Consider the following 17,517-nt stretch of genomic DNA (forward strand, 5'->3'; position numbering starts at 1 on the left):
TGTTGTATTTTTATACATTTTATTGTAAAAAAAATTAGTTACCAAGTAAAGCCTTCAATATAGCCTTTTGTGCATGAAGTCGGTTTTCGGCTTCATCGAATACTACTGAATGTGGGCCATCTATAATATCTGCAGTAACTTCTTCCCCACGATGGGCAGGTAGGCAATGCAGAAAGATGAAATCATGTTTCGCGTGCTTGCAAAGTTCCTTGTTTACTTGAAATGGTGCTAATGCCTTTAGGCGTTCTACGGTTTCAGCTTCTTGCCCCATACTGGTCCAAACATCCGTCACTACCACATCTGCATCCTTGATCATCTCTTCTGGACATTCACCAACCATAATGGAAGCCCCAGTTAAAATTGCCTCATTCTTCATATTTTCAATAATAGAAGCCTCCGGTTCAAAACCAGTAGGGCATGCAATGGAAATGTCCATTCCAACTTTAACAGCACCTTCTATCAGTGAATGGGACATATTATTGTTTGCATCTCCCAAATAGCAAAGCTTCAATCCTTTCAGCTTCCCCTTATGTTCCTGAATGGTTAACAGGTCTGCCAACACTTGTGCAGGATGGTGGGAGTCTGTCAGACCATTGATTATTGGTACAGTGGAATGATGCGAAAACTCTTCCAGGATGTGATGTTCGAAGGTACGGATCATCAACCCATCCACATATCTTGAGAGAACTTTCGCCGTGTCAGAAGGAGATTCCCCGCGCCCCAATTGAATATCTTTGGAACTTAAGAATATCGCATGGCCACCGAGTTGCAGCATTCCCACCTCAAATGAAACTCTGGTTCTAGTGGATGATTTTTCAAAAAGCATGGCAAGTACTTTCCCTTGTAAATAAGGATGGGCTCTTCCTTCTTTTTGATATTTTTTAAGTTTTATAGCTTCTTCCAACAAATATTGGATATCATTTTGCGTAAAGGATCCAATTGTCAAAAAATGAGGTTGACTCAATTGATAGGTATCCTTATTTGTTTCCCATTTTAGTACACTTTGCATAAATATTCAACCTCTCTTTTTCTGTTTTTTAAATATTTTTTTATGGTTTGATAATTTTGCTCTATAGGTTGGTCCAACAGGTTTGCTTGATGAGCCGTCTCTAGACATGTAAAAGTTTTTATTCCATGCTTCGTACACAATGCTCGATAAAAGGCTCCTTCACGTGATTGATCTCTTCCTTTTGTTGGGATGATGATCGCCGCAGCCAAAGATTTTTTCTTTAAGGTGGAATTGATTTCCTCTTTTAGGACTGTTGTCACAGCAATTCCGTTTTTACTCAAAAAGTCTGCCGTCCCTTTTGTTGCATATATACTTATGCATTTTCTTTGTAGTTCCATAAGTAATGGGAGCGCCTGTTGTTTTTCACGATCAGCTATAGAACAAAAAACGGATTTTCCCTCCCCGGTTTTCGTAAATGGACTTTTGTTGCCGGAAAACAAGGCTTTATTCATTGCTTCTTCCACTGACAACCCCATTCCGATGATTTCTCCGGTAGACTTCATTTCCGGTCCGAGTACATGATCGACGTCCTTTAACTTGGAAGCAGAGAAAACAGGAGCTTTTACAGTCCAGAAGCCAGGTTCCTCTTTTAATCCTATCTGAGGGAGCTTTTCACCTAATTGTGCCCTGACTGCAATCTCTATCATAGGTACATCTGTTACTTTACTTACAATAGGCACAGTCCTTGAAGCTCGTGGGTTGACTTCCAACACATAGATACTGTCTCCGGAAAGAACAAATTGAATATTGGCTATCCCGATGATTTGAGCTTTCTTACAAATCCGTTTTGTGTAATCAACCAAATTTTCTTTCTTATGTTCTGTTAATGACAGGGGAGGAAAGACGGAAAGGCTGTCACCGGAATGAACACCAGCTTTTTCAATATGTTCAAAAATTGCCGGGATATATACTTCTTCCCCATCGGATATAACATCCAACTCGCATTCAAGACCCGGCATGAAGCTGTCAACTAACAAAGGCCAGAGCGAATCATCCGTTTTATGCATGTGGATGAATTCATCCAACTCTTCTTCATCATATAGTGTGTACATGGATTGGCCTCCGATGACATAGGACGGTCGCACCAATACCGGAAAGCCGATCTCCTCTGCAGCAGCCTTCAATTGATGTGGCTGATCCACCATCTTACCTTCAATGTGTGGGATACCTTCTGTTTCCAGCAGGTTGTAAAAATGGGCTCGGTCCTCAAGCTGATCAATGGCACGCCTGCTGGTTCCTGCTATTATTACTCCCTCACGTTCCAAGCCTTCCGCCAAATTAATAGCAGTCTGACCTCCAAATTGTATAAAGACAAGGTCGACATTTTCTTTGAGGATGATTGGTAGAATATCTTCTACTGTAATTGGTTCAAAGTATAATTTATCAGCTATGGAAAAGTCCGTACTTACTGTTTCAGGATTATTGTTGACCACGATTGTGTCATATCCTGCTTTTTTTAATGCTTTCACCGCGTGTACGGAACAATAGTCGAACTCAATACCCTGCCCAATCCGAATCGGCCCGGAACCGATGACAAGAGCTTTCTTGTTCTTGCTTACAATCACCTCATCGCTCCCGTTATAGGTGGAATAGTAATAAGGAGTGATTGCTTCAAATTCTGCAGCACAAGTATCAACTAGTTTATAAGATGGTTTCACTTGATGCTCTTTCAATAACTCTTTCAATTCTTCATTAGTACATCCCAGAAGAACACAAAGTCTTTCGTTACTTATGTTTTGACTCTTAGCCTTCTTTAGCAGATCGTAGGGTAGATTCGCCAATGTTTTATCAGATAACTGTTCCTCCAATAAAACCATTTGCAGTAGTTTATTCAGGAACCATTCATCAATGGATGTCATTTCATGGATAGAACGGACAGACAACCCTTGCATCAAGGCATGCGTGATGGCAAATAGTCTCATATGTGTAGGTTCACGGAGTAGTTCCATCCATGTCGTTTCACTCATTTTATCCATGAACGGATGCGTTATCCCATGTACCTTTATCTCCATAGATCGTAGACCTTTATTCAAAGCCCCTTCAAATGTACGGTCAATTGCGAGTACCTCGCCGGTTGCTTTCATCTGTGTACTGAGGTTAGTATCCGCTTCTGGGAACTTGTCAAAAGGAAATCTTGGAAGTTTCACTACTACATAGTCCAAGGCGGGCTCAAAAGACGCAAAAGTGCTCCCTGTGATAGGATTTTTGATTTCGTCTAGATGGTAACCGATGGCACACTTTGCAGCGATTCTGGCAATCGGATATCCCGTAGCCTTCGAAGCAAGTGCCGATGAACGACTAACCCGCGGATTCACTTCAATAATATAGTAATTATCTGATTGCGGGTCCATAGCAAATTGAATATTACAGCCTCCCACAATCTTTAAGCTTCTTATAATTTTCAGACTTGCATTTCTCAAAATTTGATATTGTCTATCCGTTAAAGTTTGTGAAGGAGCCACTACAATGGAGTCTCCTGTATGGACCCCAACTGGATCGAGATTTTCCATGTTGCACACGATAATGCACGTGTCATTGTCGTCACGCATCACTTCATACTCCACTTCTTTCCACCCTTTGATACTTTTTTCTACTAACACTTGATGTATAGGGCTTAGGTTCAATCCATTTACCAATAACGATTCAAGTTCCTGATCGTTATGGGCGAATCCCCCACCCTCTCCCCCCAATGTGTAGGCAGGTCTTATGATAATGGGATATCCTATTTCTTTTACAAATTGGATTCCTTCCTCAAATGAATGGACTATTTGTGATTCAGGAATCGGTTCATTAAGTTCCATCATCAACTTACGGAATTTCTCTCTATCTTCCCCTTGTTGTATGGATTTTACAGACGTACCAAGAACCTGAACATTGTTTTTCTCAAGGATACCTTTTTGGTAGAGCTCCACAATCAAATTTAAGGCTGTTTGACCACCAAGGGTTCCAATAATCCCGTCAGGCTTCTCCATGATGATTATTTTCTCCAAACATTCAACCGTCAATGGTTCCATATACACCTGATCTGCAATATCAGAATCTGTCATGATAGTTGCAGGATTATTGTTTACTAGAACCACTTCGATGCCCTCTTCTTTTAGAGCCAGGCACGCTTGCGTCCCTGCATAGTCAAATTCTGCAGCTTGACCGATGACGATGGGTCCCGAACCGATTACTAACACTTTTTGTATTTCGTTAATGAATGGCATATGTCATTACTCCCGTTTTTTCGTTGATGAGTTTCATAAATTGCGTAAACACATAATTGGTATCTTGTGGCCCCGGGTGTGCTTCCGGGTGGAATTGGACGCTTAAGACAGGAAGTTCTTTGTGCTGAAGCCCTTCCAAGGTCCCATCATTGATATTCTTATAGGTTATTTCAAAAATTTCTTTATCTATGGAGTCTTCACGGACGTTATAGCTATGATTCTGCGAAGTGATATATACCTTCCCAGTGGCAATATCTTTAACAGGGTGGTTTCCGCCTCTATGTCCAAATAGTAATTTGCTGGTCTTTGCACCAAAGCTGAGTGCCAGCAATTGATGACCCAGGCATATTCCGAGTGTTGGATATGCTTCTGCTATTTTTTTGATTTTAGGAAGTTGGTCTTTTAAGTTTTCTGGATCCCCAGGTCCGTTACTCAATAGGACGCCATCTGGGCTGAGGGATTGCAATTTTTCATAGCTAGTTGTAAAAGGTAACACTGTTACCCGACAACCAGAGAAAAGTAAAGCATCCAAAATGGATTTTTTATAGCCGTAATCCATTAAAGCGATATGCGCTCCTGTTCCTGGATAGGTTTTCTGGATTTTGGTGGACACAAGCCCTACCCAATTCTCCTCCACTTCCACATTTGGAAAGTCTTTCACAGAGTCTGTGATAAATCCTTTAACTGATCCACGTTTACGTATTGTTTTCACCAGTTCTCTTGTGTCAACATTACTTAACCCACTGACGCCCATTTTCACCAGCAGTTCTGGAGCATCTCCAACGGAGGCATAGTGATTAGGCACTTGACATGCCTCTCCCATCACAACACCTTTGGCATATATGGTTTCCGCTTCATGATCATGAGGGTTTATACCGTAATTTCCTATCAAAGGATAGCAGAAAACAATAATCTGTCCTGCATAGGAGGGATCTGACATGATTTCTTGATAACCGGTCATACTCGTATTGAAAACCACTTCCCCAATCGCTTCTTCCTTGTTCCCCACTAATACGCCCGGGAAGACCTCCCCCGTTTCAAGTATCAAATATCCATTATCCATGCTGCTCCTCCTCATAATGCTGTAATACCTTGGTGAATTTCTGAACAAATACATCCACTTCATCTTTTGAAACCGTGAGAGGTGGAAGAAGTCTTATCACATTTGGTCCGGCGCTTAATAGTAGTAGCTTTTCTTTCAATGCTATTTTCACCAGCTCGCTAGCTTCACCATCTATTAAGATTCCAATTAACATGCCCCTACCCCTGATTTCTTTGATAAATGAATGATTATCTTTTAAGTCCTCAAGTTTTGATAGTATATAGTGGCTTTGCTCTACGGCATTGGTTATAAGGTCGGTCTCACTTAGAACTTTTACTGTTGCAGTACCTGCACAGCTTGCTAATGGATTCCCTCCAAAGGTACTTCCGTGCATGCCTGGCTGAAAGGCTTCGCCGACATTTGCTTTTGCCAGCATGGCTCCAATCGGAAATCCAGAGCCCAATCCTTTAGCAAGTGTCATTATATCCGGCTCTATGCCGTATTGTTCATATAAAAAAAGGCTTCCTGTGCGTCCCATACCTGTTTGCACTTCATCCACGACCAGCAGGATTCCAGCTTCCTTACAGATAGAGGACAATTCTTTGATCCAATTGTCGTCAGCTGGTATTACCCCTCCTTCACCTTGTAGAAGTTCCAGCATTACAGCTGTTGGAGAAATTTCTTTGATGGCATGGAGTGCTTGATCATCATTGTAAGGTAAGTGAATGAACCCCTCTAGCATAGGTTCAAAGCCAGCCTTTATCTTTTCCTGACCGGTCGCGGCTACTGTAGCAAGTGTTCTTCCGTGAAAACTTTGCTCGAAAGTCACAATGCTTGCCTGTTTGCTACCATTTTTTCTAGCAAAAGAACGAATAAGCTTGATGGCAGCCTCGTTCGCCTCGGCCCCACTGTTACAGAAAAACACTTGATCAAAACAGGATTTGTCAACCAATAGCTCGGCAAGCTCTTCCTGTTTTGGAATTTGATAAAGGTTAGAAGTATGCCATATTTGGGTGATCTGTTCTTCAAGAGCCGCTTGAATCGTAGGTGGACAATGTCCAAGATTGCATGTGGCGATTCCACTAGTGAAGTCTAGGTACTCTTCTCCTGTTTCAGACCAGACAAAGGTCCCTTTTCCCTTTTGAATGGATAGTGGGAGCCTATTGTATGTATTCATGACAGATGATTGATTCAAAGTAGATTTAGACACTTTTCTCCATAACCTCCTCCAGATGGAATGTAGTACCCACTCCGGTCTTTTCTAGAGCGAATTGGGTTAAAGCCTCAGGTGTCGCTCCGTTTATGATTCCAACCTTGCTTACACCGTTTACTAAGCAGGATATCGCTGCATTAACTTTCGGGATCATCCCTCCGGTAATGTGTTCTTCTTTTATTAAACTGGTAACTTGTGTATCTGATAAATCAGTAGCAATGACTTTCCCTACTTTCACACCATCCACATCTGTTACCAGACATAACGTAGATTTAAAAGCACATGCAATCGCAGCAGCTGCAAGATCCGCATTTATATTATAGTGCTGTCCATGATTATCCACAGCCACTGGGGAAATGATCGGGATCACTCCCTGCGCCATAACCGCTATCAGTAATTGTTTATTCACCTCTTCGATTTCTCCGACAAGCCCTAATTCCTCTGCATTGGAAATGGGCTTTGCCATCAGAAACTTACCATCCACTCCGCTCAAGCCTAGTGCATTTCCTCCCGCTTTCATCACCTGACGAACAAGATGCTTGTTCATGCTCCCGGATAAAATCATTTCCACCACTTCCAATACAGGTTCCGTCGTCTTTCTCAACCCATTTACGAAAATGGTTTTCACCTTAAGCGCAGAAAGCAGAGTGGAGATGGATGGACCTCCACCATGTACGATGATCGGTTGGATATCATGTACGTTCTTTAATTCTACAAGTTCCTTAAAGAAGGAGGAGGGAAGTTTCTCAATGGTACTGCCGCCACATTTGATGACAAGATTTTTCATCATGTATTTCCCCTCCTTTTATGTTCGATATGAAGCATTAATTCGCACGTAGTCGTAGGATAAATCACAGCCCCAGGCTGTTGCTTGATGATCACCCGCAAACAGGTCAACCATTATTTCAATTCTTTCATTTTTAAGATAGTTTTTTGCATCTTCTTCACTGAATAGTACCGGCATCCCTTTTTGGACAACTTCGATTGGCCCTATTTTCACTTGGATTTCTTCCGTGTCAATTTTCACTCCGCTATAGCCTACTGCGCTAACGATTCTACCCCAGTTAGGGTCCTCTCCATACACCGCCGTCTTGACTAGGCTTGAGCCAACGATGGTTTTGGCAATTACTTGTGCCTCATGAACGGTATCAGCACCTTTTACATGTACTTCTATTAATTTGGTCGCTCCTTCCCCGTCCCGTGCAATCTGTTGTGCAAGAGATTGACATACCAGTTGAAGACCTTCTTTGAATACCTGGTATCCTAGGTCATTTTGATGCAACTCTTCGTTTCCTGCCATTCCGTTTGCAAGCACCAATACCATATCATTTGTACTTGTATCCCCATCCACCGTAATCATATTGAACGTATCCGTCGTAACTTCTTTTAAAGCTTGACTTAACGCGTTTGGGTTTATTTTTGCATCTGTAGTGACAAATCCTAGCATTGTCGCCATGTTTGGGTGTACCATTCCCGACCCCTTGGCAGCACCTGCTATGGTGATGGTATTGCCACCTATTTGAATTTGGAAACAAACATTTTTCGTAAAAGTGTCTGTAGTCAGGATGGCTTCTTCAAAGGATGAAGCATCTAAGGTGGAATCAATAGCTGATATCGATACCACTCCTTCTTCTATTTTTTCCATTGGGAGCTGCTCTCCGATGACTCCCGTAGAGATGATGGCAATTTTATGTTCCTGCAGGTCCGTCTTTTCAGCAAAAACTTTTCTCATTATATATGCATTTTCTAAACCGGTTTTTCCTGTACAAGAATTGGCATTTCCCGAATTCACCAAGATTCCCTGAAGGGTTCCATCCTTTGCGATGCTTTCTTGGGTAACCTTTAATGGAGCTGCCTGGAATTGATTTGTTGTATAAACTGCTGCCGCATTTGCTGGCACAGTACTATATATCCACCCTAGGTCTTTTCTCTTTCGCTTTATCCCACAATGCAACCCACCCGCAGTGAAGCCTACAGGGGTGCAGATGTTTCCTTCTTTCTTCTCAATCCACATTTCTGTCTTTGTTAAAGTTTCCACTTTCATTAGCTCACCTCTTTTTATGGATTATCCTAGCCTTATGGATAGACAGGTGTGATAGTCAGTCCTGTATTCTCATTCCACCCGTTCATTATGTTCATGTTCTGCACTGCCTGACCCGAAGCGCCTTTCATCACATTATCAATTACGGAAACTATCATTATTCTATTTGTCCTTTCATCAACTTTCACTCCAACATCGCAATAGTTGGAACCAGAGACTTCTTTGGTTGCTGGCCATTGATCTACCTGCCTGATCCGAATAAAATATTCGCCTTGATAAGACTCCTGATACAATTTCTGTGCTTCTTCAGTGGTCAAACGTTCGACTAAATCAGCATATATTGTACACATGATACCTCTAGACATCGGGACGAGGTGTGGGGTAAAAGTGATGGTAGCAGAATCACCGGAATAGGCATGAATCACTTGTTCCATTTCCGGGATATGCTGATGACTTCCAAGTTTATATGCCTTTACATTTTCATTCACTTCACAATAATGGGTACCCATGGAGGCTTTCCTTCCTGCGCCGGTAACCCCGGACTTTCCATCTATGATGATGGAATCCGTATGGATCAACTTTTGCTTCAATACAGGGGCCAGGCCGAGCAACGTGGCTGTCGGATAACAACCTGGATTTGCAATAAATGTAGAGGTTTTGATTTCTTCCCGAAAAAGTTCAGGCAGTCCGTAAGTAGATTTTTGCAAAACCGACTCAGGTGCTGATGAATATTTATACCACTTGTCGTATAATCCAGAATCTTTCAAACGATGGTCGCCTGAAAGATCGATACAAGGAATCTGCTTCTCTATAAAATGATGAATCAAGTTCTTGGCTACTCCAGAAGGTGTAGCAAAAAAGAACAAGTCTGCCTTTCCCATCATCTCTTCTATATTAATTTCCTCGAGCCTTGTCTCTGCAATACTTTGTAAATGAGGGTATTGTTCTGTTATCATTTGTCCGCTCGTTGAGTGGGACGCCATAAAACTCAATTCCACTTCTGGATGCGATTGTAGAATCCTTATTAGTTCTGCTCCGCTATACCCGTTCGCCCCTATAATTCCAACCTTCAATTTCTTCATCCTCTCCATGGATTTATAATATGAATTATTATAACTACGTATGTATAAAAATACAACAAGTTTTTTGAAAAAGAAATAAAAAATGACCACAGAAGCTAGATACTCCTGTGGTCAAATAATCCTTCTCTATTTACCGAGTGCTATAATTGTCTTTGCCAATAGCTCTGTTCTCTCCGTCAGGGAGGGAATCTCAAGGTATTCCTTCTCACTATGGGCATTCCCACCAACCGGTCCCATGCCATCAACCGTAGCAATCCCCATTGCAGCAGTAAAGGAAGCATCCGACCCGCCACCTGTGGCAGTATCTTTTACCTCCAGACCAATCTTTTCCCCCACTCGTTCAATGACGTGGAACAAGGATTCCGTCTGTTCTGTCTTTTCCATGGGCAGCCTATTCATCTCCCCAATAAGCTCCACCTCTGTCCCTTTGACATCCGAAGAAGCACAGATTTTCTCCAATTTTCGCTCGATAGGTTTTGCCTGGTCCTTTTCTGTTATCCGAATGTCGACATGTGCAACGGCACTATCGGAGACAGTATTGACGGATGAACCACCTTGAATTAGACCCACATTTACACTGATCCCTTTAGAGTGGTCATTAAGCGCATGCAATTGAATAACTTTATGCGCTAATTCTTCAATCGCACTCCTTCCTTTTTCCGGTTCAATCCCGGAATGTGCTGCCCGGCCTTTTACACTTATTGTGTATTTTCCTTTTCCTCTTCTTGCCGTTACAAGTGACCCGTCTTTTCTTGCTGGCTCCATAATAAGTGCATACTTTTTACCATGTGCCTTGCTTTCAATTAGGGCCTTGGAGGAAGGGGAACCTATCTCCTCATCACTATTCAACACGAGGACAACATCACGATAAGCATTAGAACGTGTATGAATCAATGCTTTCATGGCATACAGGATGGAAACTTGACTGGCCTTCATATCAATTACACCAGGTCCATAAGCCCTGTTACCTTCCACCCTGAACGGACGTGCCTCTACAGTTCCATTGGGAAACACAGTATCCATATGTGCCACTATGATAACTTTTGGGTCTTTTGCCATGGGATGCTGAATGACCAGATGATTCCCATACTCCTCTTCCTCTAACACTTGGACCGAGAACCCGATGGATCTGTATTCTTTTGATAATATAGACCCTATCTTATCTATTCCTTCCTTTGAAGTGGAACCACTATCAATATTCACTAGTTTCTCCAATAGTTCTAGCATTGCTGTTTGGTTGTTCAGTAAAAACTCTTGCATCTAACTCTCTCCTGACATATGTAACGCATTATACTTCTCCATTTATTTACGTATATTTTTTCATCTCCTCCATTATACCTTTTCTACTATTTTAGTCCTATATTTCCTTTATTCTACCTATTTCAAAATTTCAAACCTAATTTCTTCAACTATAATAATTTCAGAAAAAACAATCTATTATACATTACTAAGGTTTTGTGTTATATTATTTTTTGCGATGAGCTGAATTGTGTAAGTCGACGGACGCGCTCATAGAGCAAGGCATGAATGTGGTCATGCTGTCCCTCGCCTCAATACGCAGGAAGGCACCTTTATAGGTGCCTTCTTTTTTTGTGTGCTATACTGTTTACATTCTTATAGAAAGAAGGAATTACATATGATACGTTTTGGAATCATCGGAACGAATTGGATAACAGAGTCTTTTATTTCTGCAGCACAAGAACTGGCAGATTTCCGTTTAGCAGCTGTTTTCTCCAGAAAAGAAGAGACAGCAAAGAAATTCGCCAATAAATTTGGAGTATCCACTATTATTACTGACTTAGAAGAATTTGCTAAGAGCGGTGAAATAGATGCTGTATATATAGCAAGTCCAAACTCCTTTCATGCTCAACAAGCAATAGCTTGCATGAATAAAGGAAAGCACGTCATTTGTGAGAAGCCAATAGCTTCTAATACAAAAGAATTACTTGAAATGAAAGCAGCAGCAGAAAGAAACAATGTGGTCCTTATGGAAGCCATGAAAACAACCCTTTTACCAAACTTTCTAGCAGTAAAGGAAAACCTACATAAGATCGGGAAAATTAGACGATACAGTGCAAGCTATTCTCAATACTCCTCCCGCTATGATAAATACAAAGAAGGCATCGTACTAAATGCTTTCAAACCTGAATTCTCCAACGGCTCGCTCATGGATATAGGAATTTATACCATCTATCCGATGGTGGTATTGTTCGGTAAGCCAAACCGTTTGCATGCAAAATCTCATATGCTGGAATCAGGTGTTGATGGACAAGGAAGCATCCTATTCCAATATGACGAAATGGATGCCACTGTCACTTACTCGAAAATAGTAAATTCCTACCTCCCTACTGAAATTCAAGGGGAAGAAGGAACGATCATCATCGATAAGATCCATACTCCTGAAAAAGTAAGCATAAAGTACAAAGATGGATCGGAAGAAGAAATTACTGTCTCTCAAAATACAAAATCTATGTTTTATGAAGCAGAAGAGTTCATTCGTTTAATCAAGTCTGGTGAAAAGGAATCCTCTATTAATTCTTTAGGCAATTCCCTTACTACGATAAGATTGTTAGAGGAAGCCCGTTCCCAAATAGGCCTGATCTACCCCGCCGATCAATAAATATATTTACTAGTTTCCGAAGGGACCGTCTTTTAAAAGGATGGTTCCTTTTTTTTGTCCATAAAAATGCCTCTATCAATATTTATAGATTTCCGCCCATTTTTATAAAATCTAGTAAATTGGTCTTTTATTAGAGGACATTTGTCCACTCCCTTCTCTAGTAACTACATACAATATGGTAGATAAGAAAAAGGGGGTGTTAGAAATGGCAGACAGTAATGAGATGAAACGAGATATTTCAAAACTAACACAGGCAACTACCAACATGATGCTTCAAAATGTTTTAAAGAAACACAATGTCCAACTAAGTGGGAAGAATTTCTCGAAAGAACAAAAAGCGCAATTAAAAAAATTGGTTTCAGACATCCAAGATTCCTTTGGGAAATTGGAAAAACTTCAAAAAGAAGAAAAATAAAAAACAAAAACAAAAATAAATTTTAAATTAAATGGGGGATTTTCATTATGAGTAAAGATTGGTTATTTGGTGGAAGAAGCTGCGGTAATGATAAGGGATGTGGCTTTGACCACAGGGGTTGGAACGCTCTTGAAGCAGGATGCAGACATCCACTTGACAACGACGGTGTAGCGCAAGAAGCGGACCAAGTAAACAAAATGATTCAAAAATCATTCGAGCAAATCATAATTAAGGATTCTTGCGATGTAGAAGTAACAACTACTGATACTAAGATCGCAGTTTCATTACAAGCTGCTATTCAAGCTGCTATCGCTCTAGTAATCAGTGTTAGCATTGCTGACAGTAACAAAGCGGAGCAAGTTATCCAAGAATTGCTTCAAAGCTCCAAATCCGTTCAAGTAAATCACCAACAAACGTATATCCAGAATTCTCGCGGGGTACGCGTAACTACTACTGACACAGATCTAGTCTTAAACATCCAACTACTTCTTCAACTATTGATTGCCCTAGTTGTATCTGTAGACATTTTATAATACTGTAGAAGTCTTGCCCGCTTCACGATCGTCTTTTAAAATGAAACGAGTCATGGACACCTTCCTTCTTATCTAAGACGGGATCGGCCGCCTCCTGTTCCTGTCATAGCAAAAAAGTTTCGCCTCCTTGTATTACCCGTCTCACACCACACCTACAAATAGTTCGTCGAAGAAGAGGACCTTTTAAGGTCTTCTTTTTCATCGTTTTGAATCTAGTTATTTGCCTAGTTTTACATAAAATGCGCGCAAAATATAGACTCTCTCATAAGATACCGTATCCCGGAAACTTAAAGAAAAGAAAAAGGAGTTCACTTATGAGAGAGAATAATAAAGGCCTGCTTCCACACCCTAAAATCTTTTATCAAACTGCGGTAAGTACATCCAATCAGCAGGAGTATCGAAAAAATTATTTAAAAGAAATCTTGAAGCTACAGGAAGAAACCAATGATCAATTTGCTGCAACCGTCACAGATTTAAACAAAAACCTTCAGCAGGGATTGACGGACCAAGAAAAAAACTACGAGCATATACTCGGTAAGTTAAATGTTCATGATAATGTTCATCAAAAGATAACGGAAAGTTTGACCGACCATGATGATTACTTCCAGCAAATAACGGACAAATTGAATACACAGGATATCAATCAACAGCAATTCCATAATCAGTTGAAAGTCCAAGCAAACATAAGTGATGAACTACATGAAAGTATCATGTCAACCGAAGCCTGCAACATGCAAATAAAGAAGAGATTAGATAGTCTAGAGATATTAGTCGAAGAAGAAATGCATTTAAGCCAGGCAACCCTAGACCAACTAGCCTTCCAGGAGGATTTGACAAGAGGCATTCATAATAAGCTCGAAAAGTATGAAGAACTCTATGAAGATATTCAGACTCGATTATCAAAACAAGAACACTTTTATCTCGAGATTAACGAAAAGCTCCAAATACAAGAGATGTTCCACAAGTCTGTGATGGATCGACTAGACAGTCAAGACGCGGTTTCACAAAAAATGTCTGCCCAGATGGATATGTTAAAACAGACACTAGTGGAAAAATTGGAAGCAGCCATACTTTCCATTGATAGTAAATATAAACAAACGCTTCAATATTTGGCCGGTATGATTGGCATAAAGGAAAGAATCATCCAAAAGCCAACACAAGAAATATTAAATAAAGAGCAAAACAAAGTGGAAGTAAAACAGGAGTAGCATCATAGCTACTCTTCAGTGTGTAGACAAAGCTAAAAATAATGGAATTCTCTAGTTGATCGCAGTGGAAGGAGCGAAGACTCCTGCGGGAGGAAAGGACATGGAAGACCCCGCAGGGCGTAGCCCGAGGAGGCTTCCGGACTGCCCGCGGAAAGCGAAGCTCCTGCAACGAAGATCAACTCTTCCAACAGATAACCTAACTAGTTTATAGTTTGTCAACAGTGAGGAGTTGCATCATAGCTACTCTTTTTTTAATTTGATTTTTCTGAAGATTCATAATAATATTTAATTAGTTTATACTTTTTATTGGAGGTTATGATAATGGCAGAGCTAGTACATAAAACAATAGGAGAACTAATGGACGAAACCGTCTCACAATACCCAACAAAAGAAGCTGTCGTATATCCTGAAACCGGTCTACGCTACACCTACAAGGAATTCCAAGAAGCCTGTAACAGGGTTGCCAAAGGGTTTATGAGTTTAGGCATAAAGAAAGGCGACCATATCGCGGTTTGGGCTACTAATAAACCAGAATGGCTTGTTGCCCAATATGCCAGTGCAATAATTGGTGCAGTCCTAGTAACAGTAAATACAAGCTATCAATCCAAGGAATTGGAATACCTATTAAGACAATCCGATTCTACAACACTATTGTTAATGGATGAATTTAAAGGTGTCAGCTACTTGGACATGCTTATGGAGCTTTGTCCTGAGCTTCAGAAAAGCACTCCCGGAGAACTGAATGCGAAAAAACTACCGAATTTGAAGAATGTTGTCTTTATGGGAGACCAAAAACATCCAGGGATGTTCATATGGAATGATTTACTGGAAAAATCGCTCCTTGTTTCCGATCAAGCATTAGAGGAACGTCAAAAAAGTACCCACTATGATGAAGTCATCAACATGCAATACACTTCTGGAACTACCGGTTTTCCAAAAGGAGTCATGCTTACGCACTCCAACATTATCAACAATGCGATCAATGTCGCAGAGTGCCAGCGACTTACTTATGAAGATAGGATATGCATCCCTGTTCCGTTTTTCCATTGCTTTGGTTGTGTGATGGGGACCTTGGCCGCAGTGGCTACTGGAGCAACCATGGTGCCACTGATCCTGTTCGACCCTTTAGAAGTATTAAAAGCGGTAGAAATGGAAAAATGTACGGCCTTGTATGGGGTCCCTACCATGTTCATCGCTGAATTGAACCATCCGGAATTTATTAAATATAATCTTTCAAGCCTAAGAACAGGTATAATGGCAGGATCTCCTTGCCCAACAGAAATCATGAAAAAAGTGGTTCATGATATGGGGGCTAAAGAGATAACGATTGCGTACGGTCAGACAGAGTCCTCTCCGGTGATTACACAGACTCGTCCATATGACAGTATTGAAAGACGCGTTTCCACAGTTGGAAGCGCTTTAGAAAATGTGGAAGTGAAGATTGTAAATCCGACTTCAGGAGAAGTAGTTCCAAATGGTGTCCAAGGTGAACTTTGTACCCGGGGTTATCTTGTCATGAAGGGATATTATAAGATGGAGGATCAGACTCGCGACACTATCGATACGGAGGGCTGGCTCCATACAGGGGATCTTGCGACGATGGATGAGGAAGGATATATAGTCATTACGGGTAGATTGAAAGATATGATTATTCGTGGCGGTGAAAATATATATCCTCGTGAAATAGAAGAATTCCTTTACACCCACCCTAAAGTTTTTGACGTCCAGATTGTTGGGGTCCCGGATGAAAGGTTTGGAGAACAGGTGGCCGCTTTCATAAAAGTTAAACCAGGGGAAATGTTGGACAGCCAAGAAGTGAAAGATTATTGTACTGGGAAAATATCTAAATATAAGATTCCTTACTATGTAGAGATTGTTGACGAATATCCGATGACCGCTTCAGGAAAAATACAGAAATTCAAACTAAAGGAACATGCGGTCAAGACCTTGGTGAATCAATAAATAGTTAAGGGAAGAGGCTCAGTGCCTCTTCCCTTTCACTATTTCTCCAATGACATTCACTGCTTTTTCCATATCTTTTCTATTTACATCATAATGAGTGGTAAGGCGTACAAGAGTTGGCCCAAACGTCACTGCCAATACCCCCTCCTCTTTTAACGCTTCCACAAATTCACTGGCATTCATGTTCAATGCTGAAACATCGAGTACGACGATATTGGTATCAACAGAATTAACAACTTCCAATCCTTCATATTTGATAAGGCTTTCCGCTAAAAAACTGGCATTGACGTGATCCTCCACTAGTCTTTCCGTCATCTTTGTCAGAGCAATCAATGCCGGGGCAGCAATGATTCCAACCTGCCTTAATCCACCGCCAAGCCTTTTTCTCCACTTTCTCGCTTTCTTGATAAACTCCTCTGGTCCGGCAATGATCGATCCCACAGGTGCCCCTAGTCCCTTTGAAAGGCAGATTTGAACGGTATCGCAATACTGGGTAAACTCTTTGATGGAACATTCTGCACTTGCTGCGGCATTGAAAAGACGTGCACCGTCCACATGGACAGGAACGAAATATCGTTGTGCCACCTCATATATCTCCTTCATATTTGAGGAAGGTACCACTGCTCCACCAGCACGATTATGAGTATTTTCTATACAAATAAGTCCCGTTTCTGGAAAATGCTGATCTTCCCCACGAATTGCAGCTTCGATATGTAAAGGATTCATCACCCCTTTTACTCCTTGTATCGTTCTCGTCTGAACCCCGGCCAATGCTGCAACTGCTCCAGATTCATAATAAAAAATATGAGATTCAGTTTCTAACAAAATCTCATTTCCAGGACGGCAATGAGTCAATACCGCTATCTGGTTCCCTTGAGTACCACTCGTAACAAATAATGCAGCTTCTTTACCAAGAATCTCAGCGGCTTTTTCCTCTAGTAGGCTTACTGTCGGATCCTCACTATATACATCATCACCGACTTGCGCTTCATATGCGGCTTTTCTCATCTCTTCTGTTGGCTTTGTTATTGTGTCACTTCGTAGGTCAATCATTTCTCATGTCACCTTCCCCTTTTTATTATAGTTTACCAGATTGCGATTTATTTCGCATTCCGTAAAAATAATCTGTCCCCTTCCCTGCTTCCCATGCTATGATTATTTAATCAGTTACTATAAAGGAGCT

General features: G+C 41.1%; 14 protein-coding genes. 5 read left to right on the forward strand and 9 right to left on the reverse strand.

Annotation, left to right across the window (positions count from 1 at the left end):
* Window positions 1-34: 34 nt before the first annotated feature.
* The 8 genes from argF to MKY77_RS12275 form a co-directional block, all read right to left on the reverse strand.
* Window positions 35-1,009 (reverse strand): ornithine carbamoyltransferase, encoded by a 975-nt coding sequence (gene argF, locus MKY77_RS12240; RefSeq protein WP_339146097.1) that lies wholly within the window; start codon window positions 1,007-1,009, stop codon window positions 35-37.
* Window positions 994-4,218, reverse strand: a complete 3,225-nt coding sequence (carB, locus tag MKY77_RS12245; protein ID WP_339146098.1) for a carbamoyl-phosphate synthase (glutamine-hydrolyzing) large subunit — start codon at window positions 4,216-4,218, stop codon at window positions 994-996. Before carB ends, argF begins: the two co-directional genes overlap by 16 nt.
* Entirely contained in the window at window positions 4,205-5,281 is a 1,077-nt protein-coding gene (locus MKY77_RS12250; protein WP_339146099.1) for a carbamoyl phosphate synthase small subunit, read from the reverse strand. The genes carB and MKY77_RS12250 overlap by 14 nt, the downstream gene beginning before the upstream one ends.
* Window positions 5,274-6,470 (reverse strand): acetylornithine transaminase, encoded by a 1,197-nt coding sequence (locus MKY77_RS12255; RefSeq protein WP_339146100.1) that lies wholly within the window; start codon window positions 6,468-6,470, stop codon window positions 5,274-5,276. The genes MKY77_RS12250 and MKY77_RS12255 overlap by 8 nt, the downstream gene beginning before the upstream one ends.
* Window positions 6,463-7,263, reverse strand: coding sequence for an acetylglutamate kinase (gene argB, locus MKY77_RS12260; RefSeq protein ID WP_339146101.1), 801 nt, complete (start codon window positions 7,261-7,263; stop codon window positions 6,463-6,465). Before argB ends, MKY77_RS12255 begins: the two co-directional genes overlap by 8 nt.
* A 15-nt stretch (window positions 7,264-7,278) precedes the next feature.
* On the reverse strand, window positions 7,279-8,517 hold the full coding sequence (argJ, locus tag MKY77_RS12265; RefSeq protein WP_339146102.1) for a bifunctional glutamate N-acetyltransferase/amino-acid acetyltransferase ArgJ: 1,239 nt from the start codon (window positions 8,515-8,517) through the stop codon (window positions 7,279-7,281).
* A gap of 32 nt (window positions 8,518-8,549) precedes the next feature.
* Entirely contained in the window at window positions 8,550-9,596 is a 1,047-nt protein-coding gene (gene argC, locus MKY77_RS12270) for an N-acetyl-gamma-glutamyl-phosphate reductase (protein ID WP_339146103.1), read from the reverse strand.
* Between the two features lie 126 nt (window positions 9,597-9,722).
* Window positions 9,723-10,856 carry a M20 family metallopeptidase gene (locus MKY77_RS12275; RefSeq protein WP_339146104.1) on the reverse strand — a complete coding sequence of 378 codons (1,134 nt, stop codon included), beginning with the start codon at window positions 10,854-10,856 and terminating at the stop codon, window positions 9,723-9,725.
* 376 nt (window positions 10,857-11,232) lie between these two features.
* Between MKY77_RS12275 and MKY77_RS12280 the strand changes: the two genes are divergently transcribed.
* The 5 genes from MKY77_RS12280 to MKY77_RS12300 all read left to right on the forward strand — a co-directional run bounded on the left by MKY77_RS12280 (window position 11,233) and on the right by MKY77_RS12300 (window position 16,334).
* Window positions 11,233-12,216: a Gfo/Idh/MocA family oxidoreductase gene (locus tag MKY77_RS12280; protein ID WP_339146105.1), complete on the forward strand. Its 984-nt coding sequence runs from the start codon at window positions 11,233-11,235 to the stop codon at window positions 12,214-12,216.
* Between the two features lie 205 nt (window positions 12,217-12,421).
* Complete coding sequence (locus tag MKY77_RS12285; RefSeq protein ID WP_339146106.1) at window positions 12,422-12,631, forward strand: hypothetical protein; 210 nt, start codon at window positions 12,422-12,424, stop codon at window positions 12,629-12,631.
* 47 nt (window positions 12,632-12,678) lie between these two features.
* Complete coding sequence (locus MKY77_RS12290; protein ID WP_339146107.1) at window positions 12,679-13,164, forward strand: spore coat protein; 486 nt, start codon at window positions 12,679-12,681, stop codon at window positions 13,162-13,164.
* 314 nt (window positions 13,165-13,478) lie between these two features.
* Window positions 13,479-14,372, forward strand: coding sequence for a hypothetical protein (locus tag MKY77_RS12295; RefSeq protein WP_339146108.1), 894 nt, complete (start codon window positions 13,479-13,481; stop codon window positions 14,370-14,372).
* A gap of 321 nt (window positions 14,373-14,693) precedes the next feature.
* On the forward strand, window positions 14,694-16,334 hold the full coding sequence (locus MKY77_RS12300; protein WP_339146109.1) for an AMP-binding protein: 1,641 nt from the start codon (window positions 14,694-14,696) through the stop codon (window positions 16,332-16,334).
* Window positions 16,335-16,352: 18 nt separating this feature from the next.
* On the opposite strand, the gene ltaE is transcribed toward MKY77_RS12300, so the two are convergent.
* The gene (ltaE, locus tag MKY77_RS12305; protein ID WP_339146110.1) at window positions 16,353-17,387 is read right to left on the reverse strand and encodes a low-specificity L-threonine aldolase; all 1,035 of its coding nucleotides are present in this window, start codon (window positions 17,385-17,387) and stop codon (window positions 16,353-16,355) included.
* Window positions 17,388-17,517: the final 130 nt, after the last annotated feature.

Origin of the sequence: Sutcliffiella sp. FSL R7-0096, assembly GCF_038595065.1 — a bacterium.
Lineage (GTDB): Bacteria > Bacillota > Bacilli > Bacillales > Bacillaceae_I > Sutcliffiella_A.

Bases quoted from the DNA above. Each gene is read 5' to 3' on its own strand.
- argF (WP_339146097.1), bottom strand. From the start codon at position 1,009: ATGCAAAGTGTACTAAAATGGGAAACAAATAAGGATACCTATCAATTG.
- carB (WP_339146098.1), bottom strand. From the start codon at position 4,218: ATGCCATTCATTAACGAAATACAAAAAGTGTTAGTAATCGGTTCGGGA.
- MKY77_RS12250 (WP_339146099.1), bottom strand. From the start codon at position 5,281: ATGGATAATGGATATTTGATACTTGAAACGGGGGAGGTCTTCCCGGGC.
- argB (WP_339146101.1), bottom strand. From the start codon at position 7,263: ATGATGAAAAATCTTGTCATCAAATGTGGCGGCAGTACCATTGAGAAA.
- argJ (WP_339146102.1), bottom strand. From the start codon at position 8,517: ATGAAAGTGGAAACTTTAACAAAGACAGAAATGTGGATTGAGAAGAAA.
- argC (WP_339146103.1), bottom strand. From the start codon at position 9,596: ATGAAGAAATTGAAGGTTGGAATTATAGGGGCGAACGGGTATAGCGGA.
- MKY77_RS12275 (WP_339146104.1), bottom strand. From the start codon at position 10,856: ATGCAAGAGTTTTTACTGAACAACCAAACAGCAATGCTAGAACTATTG.
- MKY77_RS12280 (WP_339146105.1), top strand. From the start codon at position 11,233: ATGATACGTTTTGGAATCATCGGAACGAATTGGATAACAGAGTCTTTT.
- MKY77_RS12285 (WP_339146106.1), top strand. From the start codon at position 12,422: ATGGCAGACAGTAATGAGATGAAACGAGATATTTCAAAACTAACACAG.
- MKY77_RS12290 (WP_339146107.1), top strand. From the start codon at position 12,679: ATGAGTAAAGATTGGTTATTTGGTGGAAGAAGCTGCGGTAATGATAAG.
- MKY77_RS12295 (WP_339146108.1), top strand. From the start codon at position 13,479: ATGAGAGAGAATAATAAAGGCCTGCTTCCACACCCTAAAATCTTTTAT.
- MKY77_RS12300 (WP_339146109.1), top strand. From the start codon at position 14,694: ATGGCAGAGCTAGTACATAAAACAATAGGAGAACTAATGGACGAAACC.
- ltaE (WP_339146110.1), bottom strand. From the start codon at position 17,387: ATGATTGACCTACGAAGTGACACAATAACAAAGCCAACAGAAGAGATG.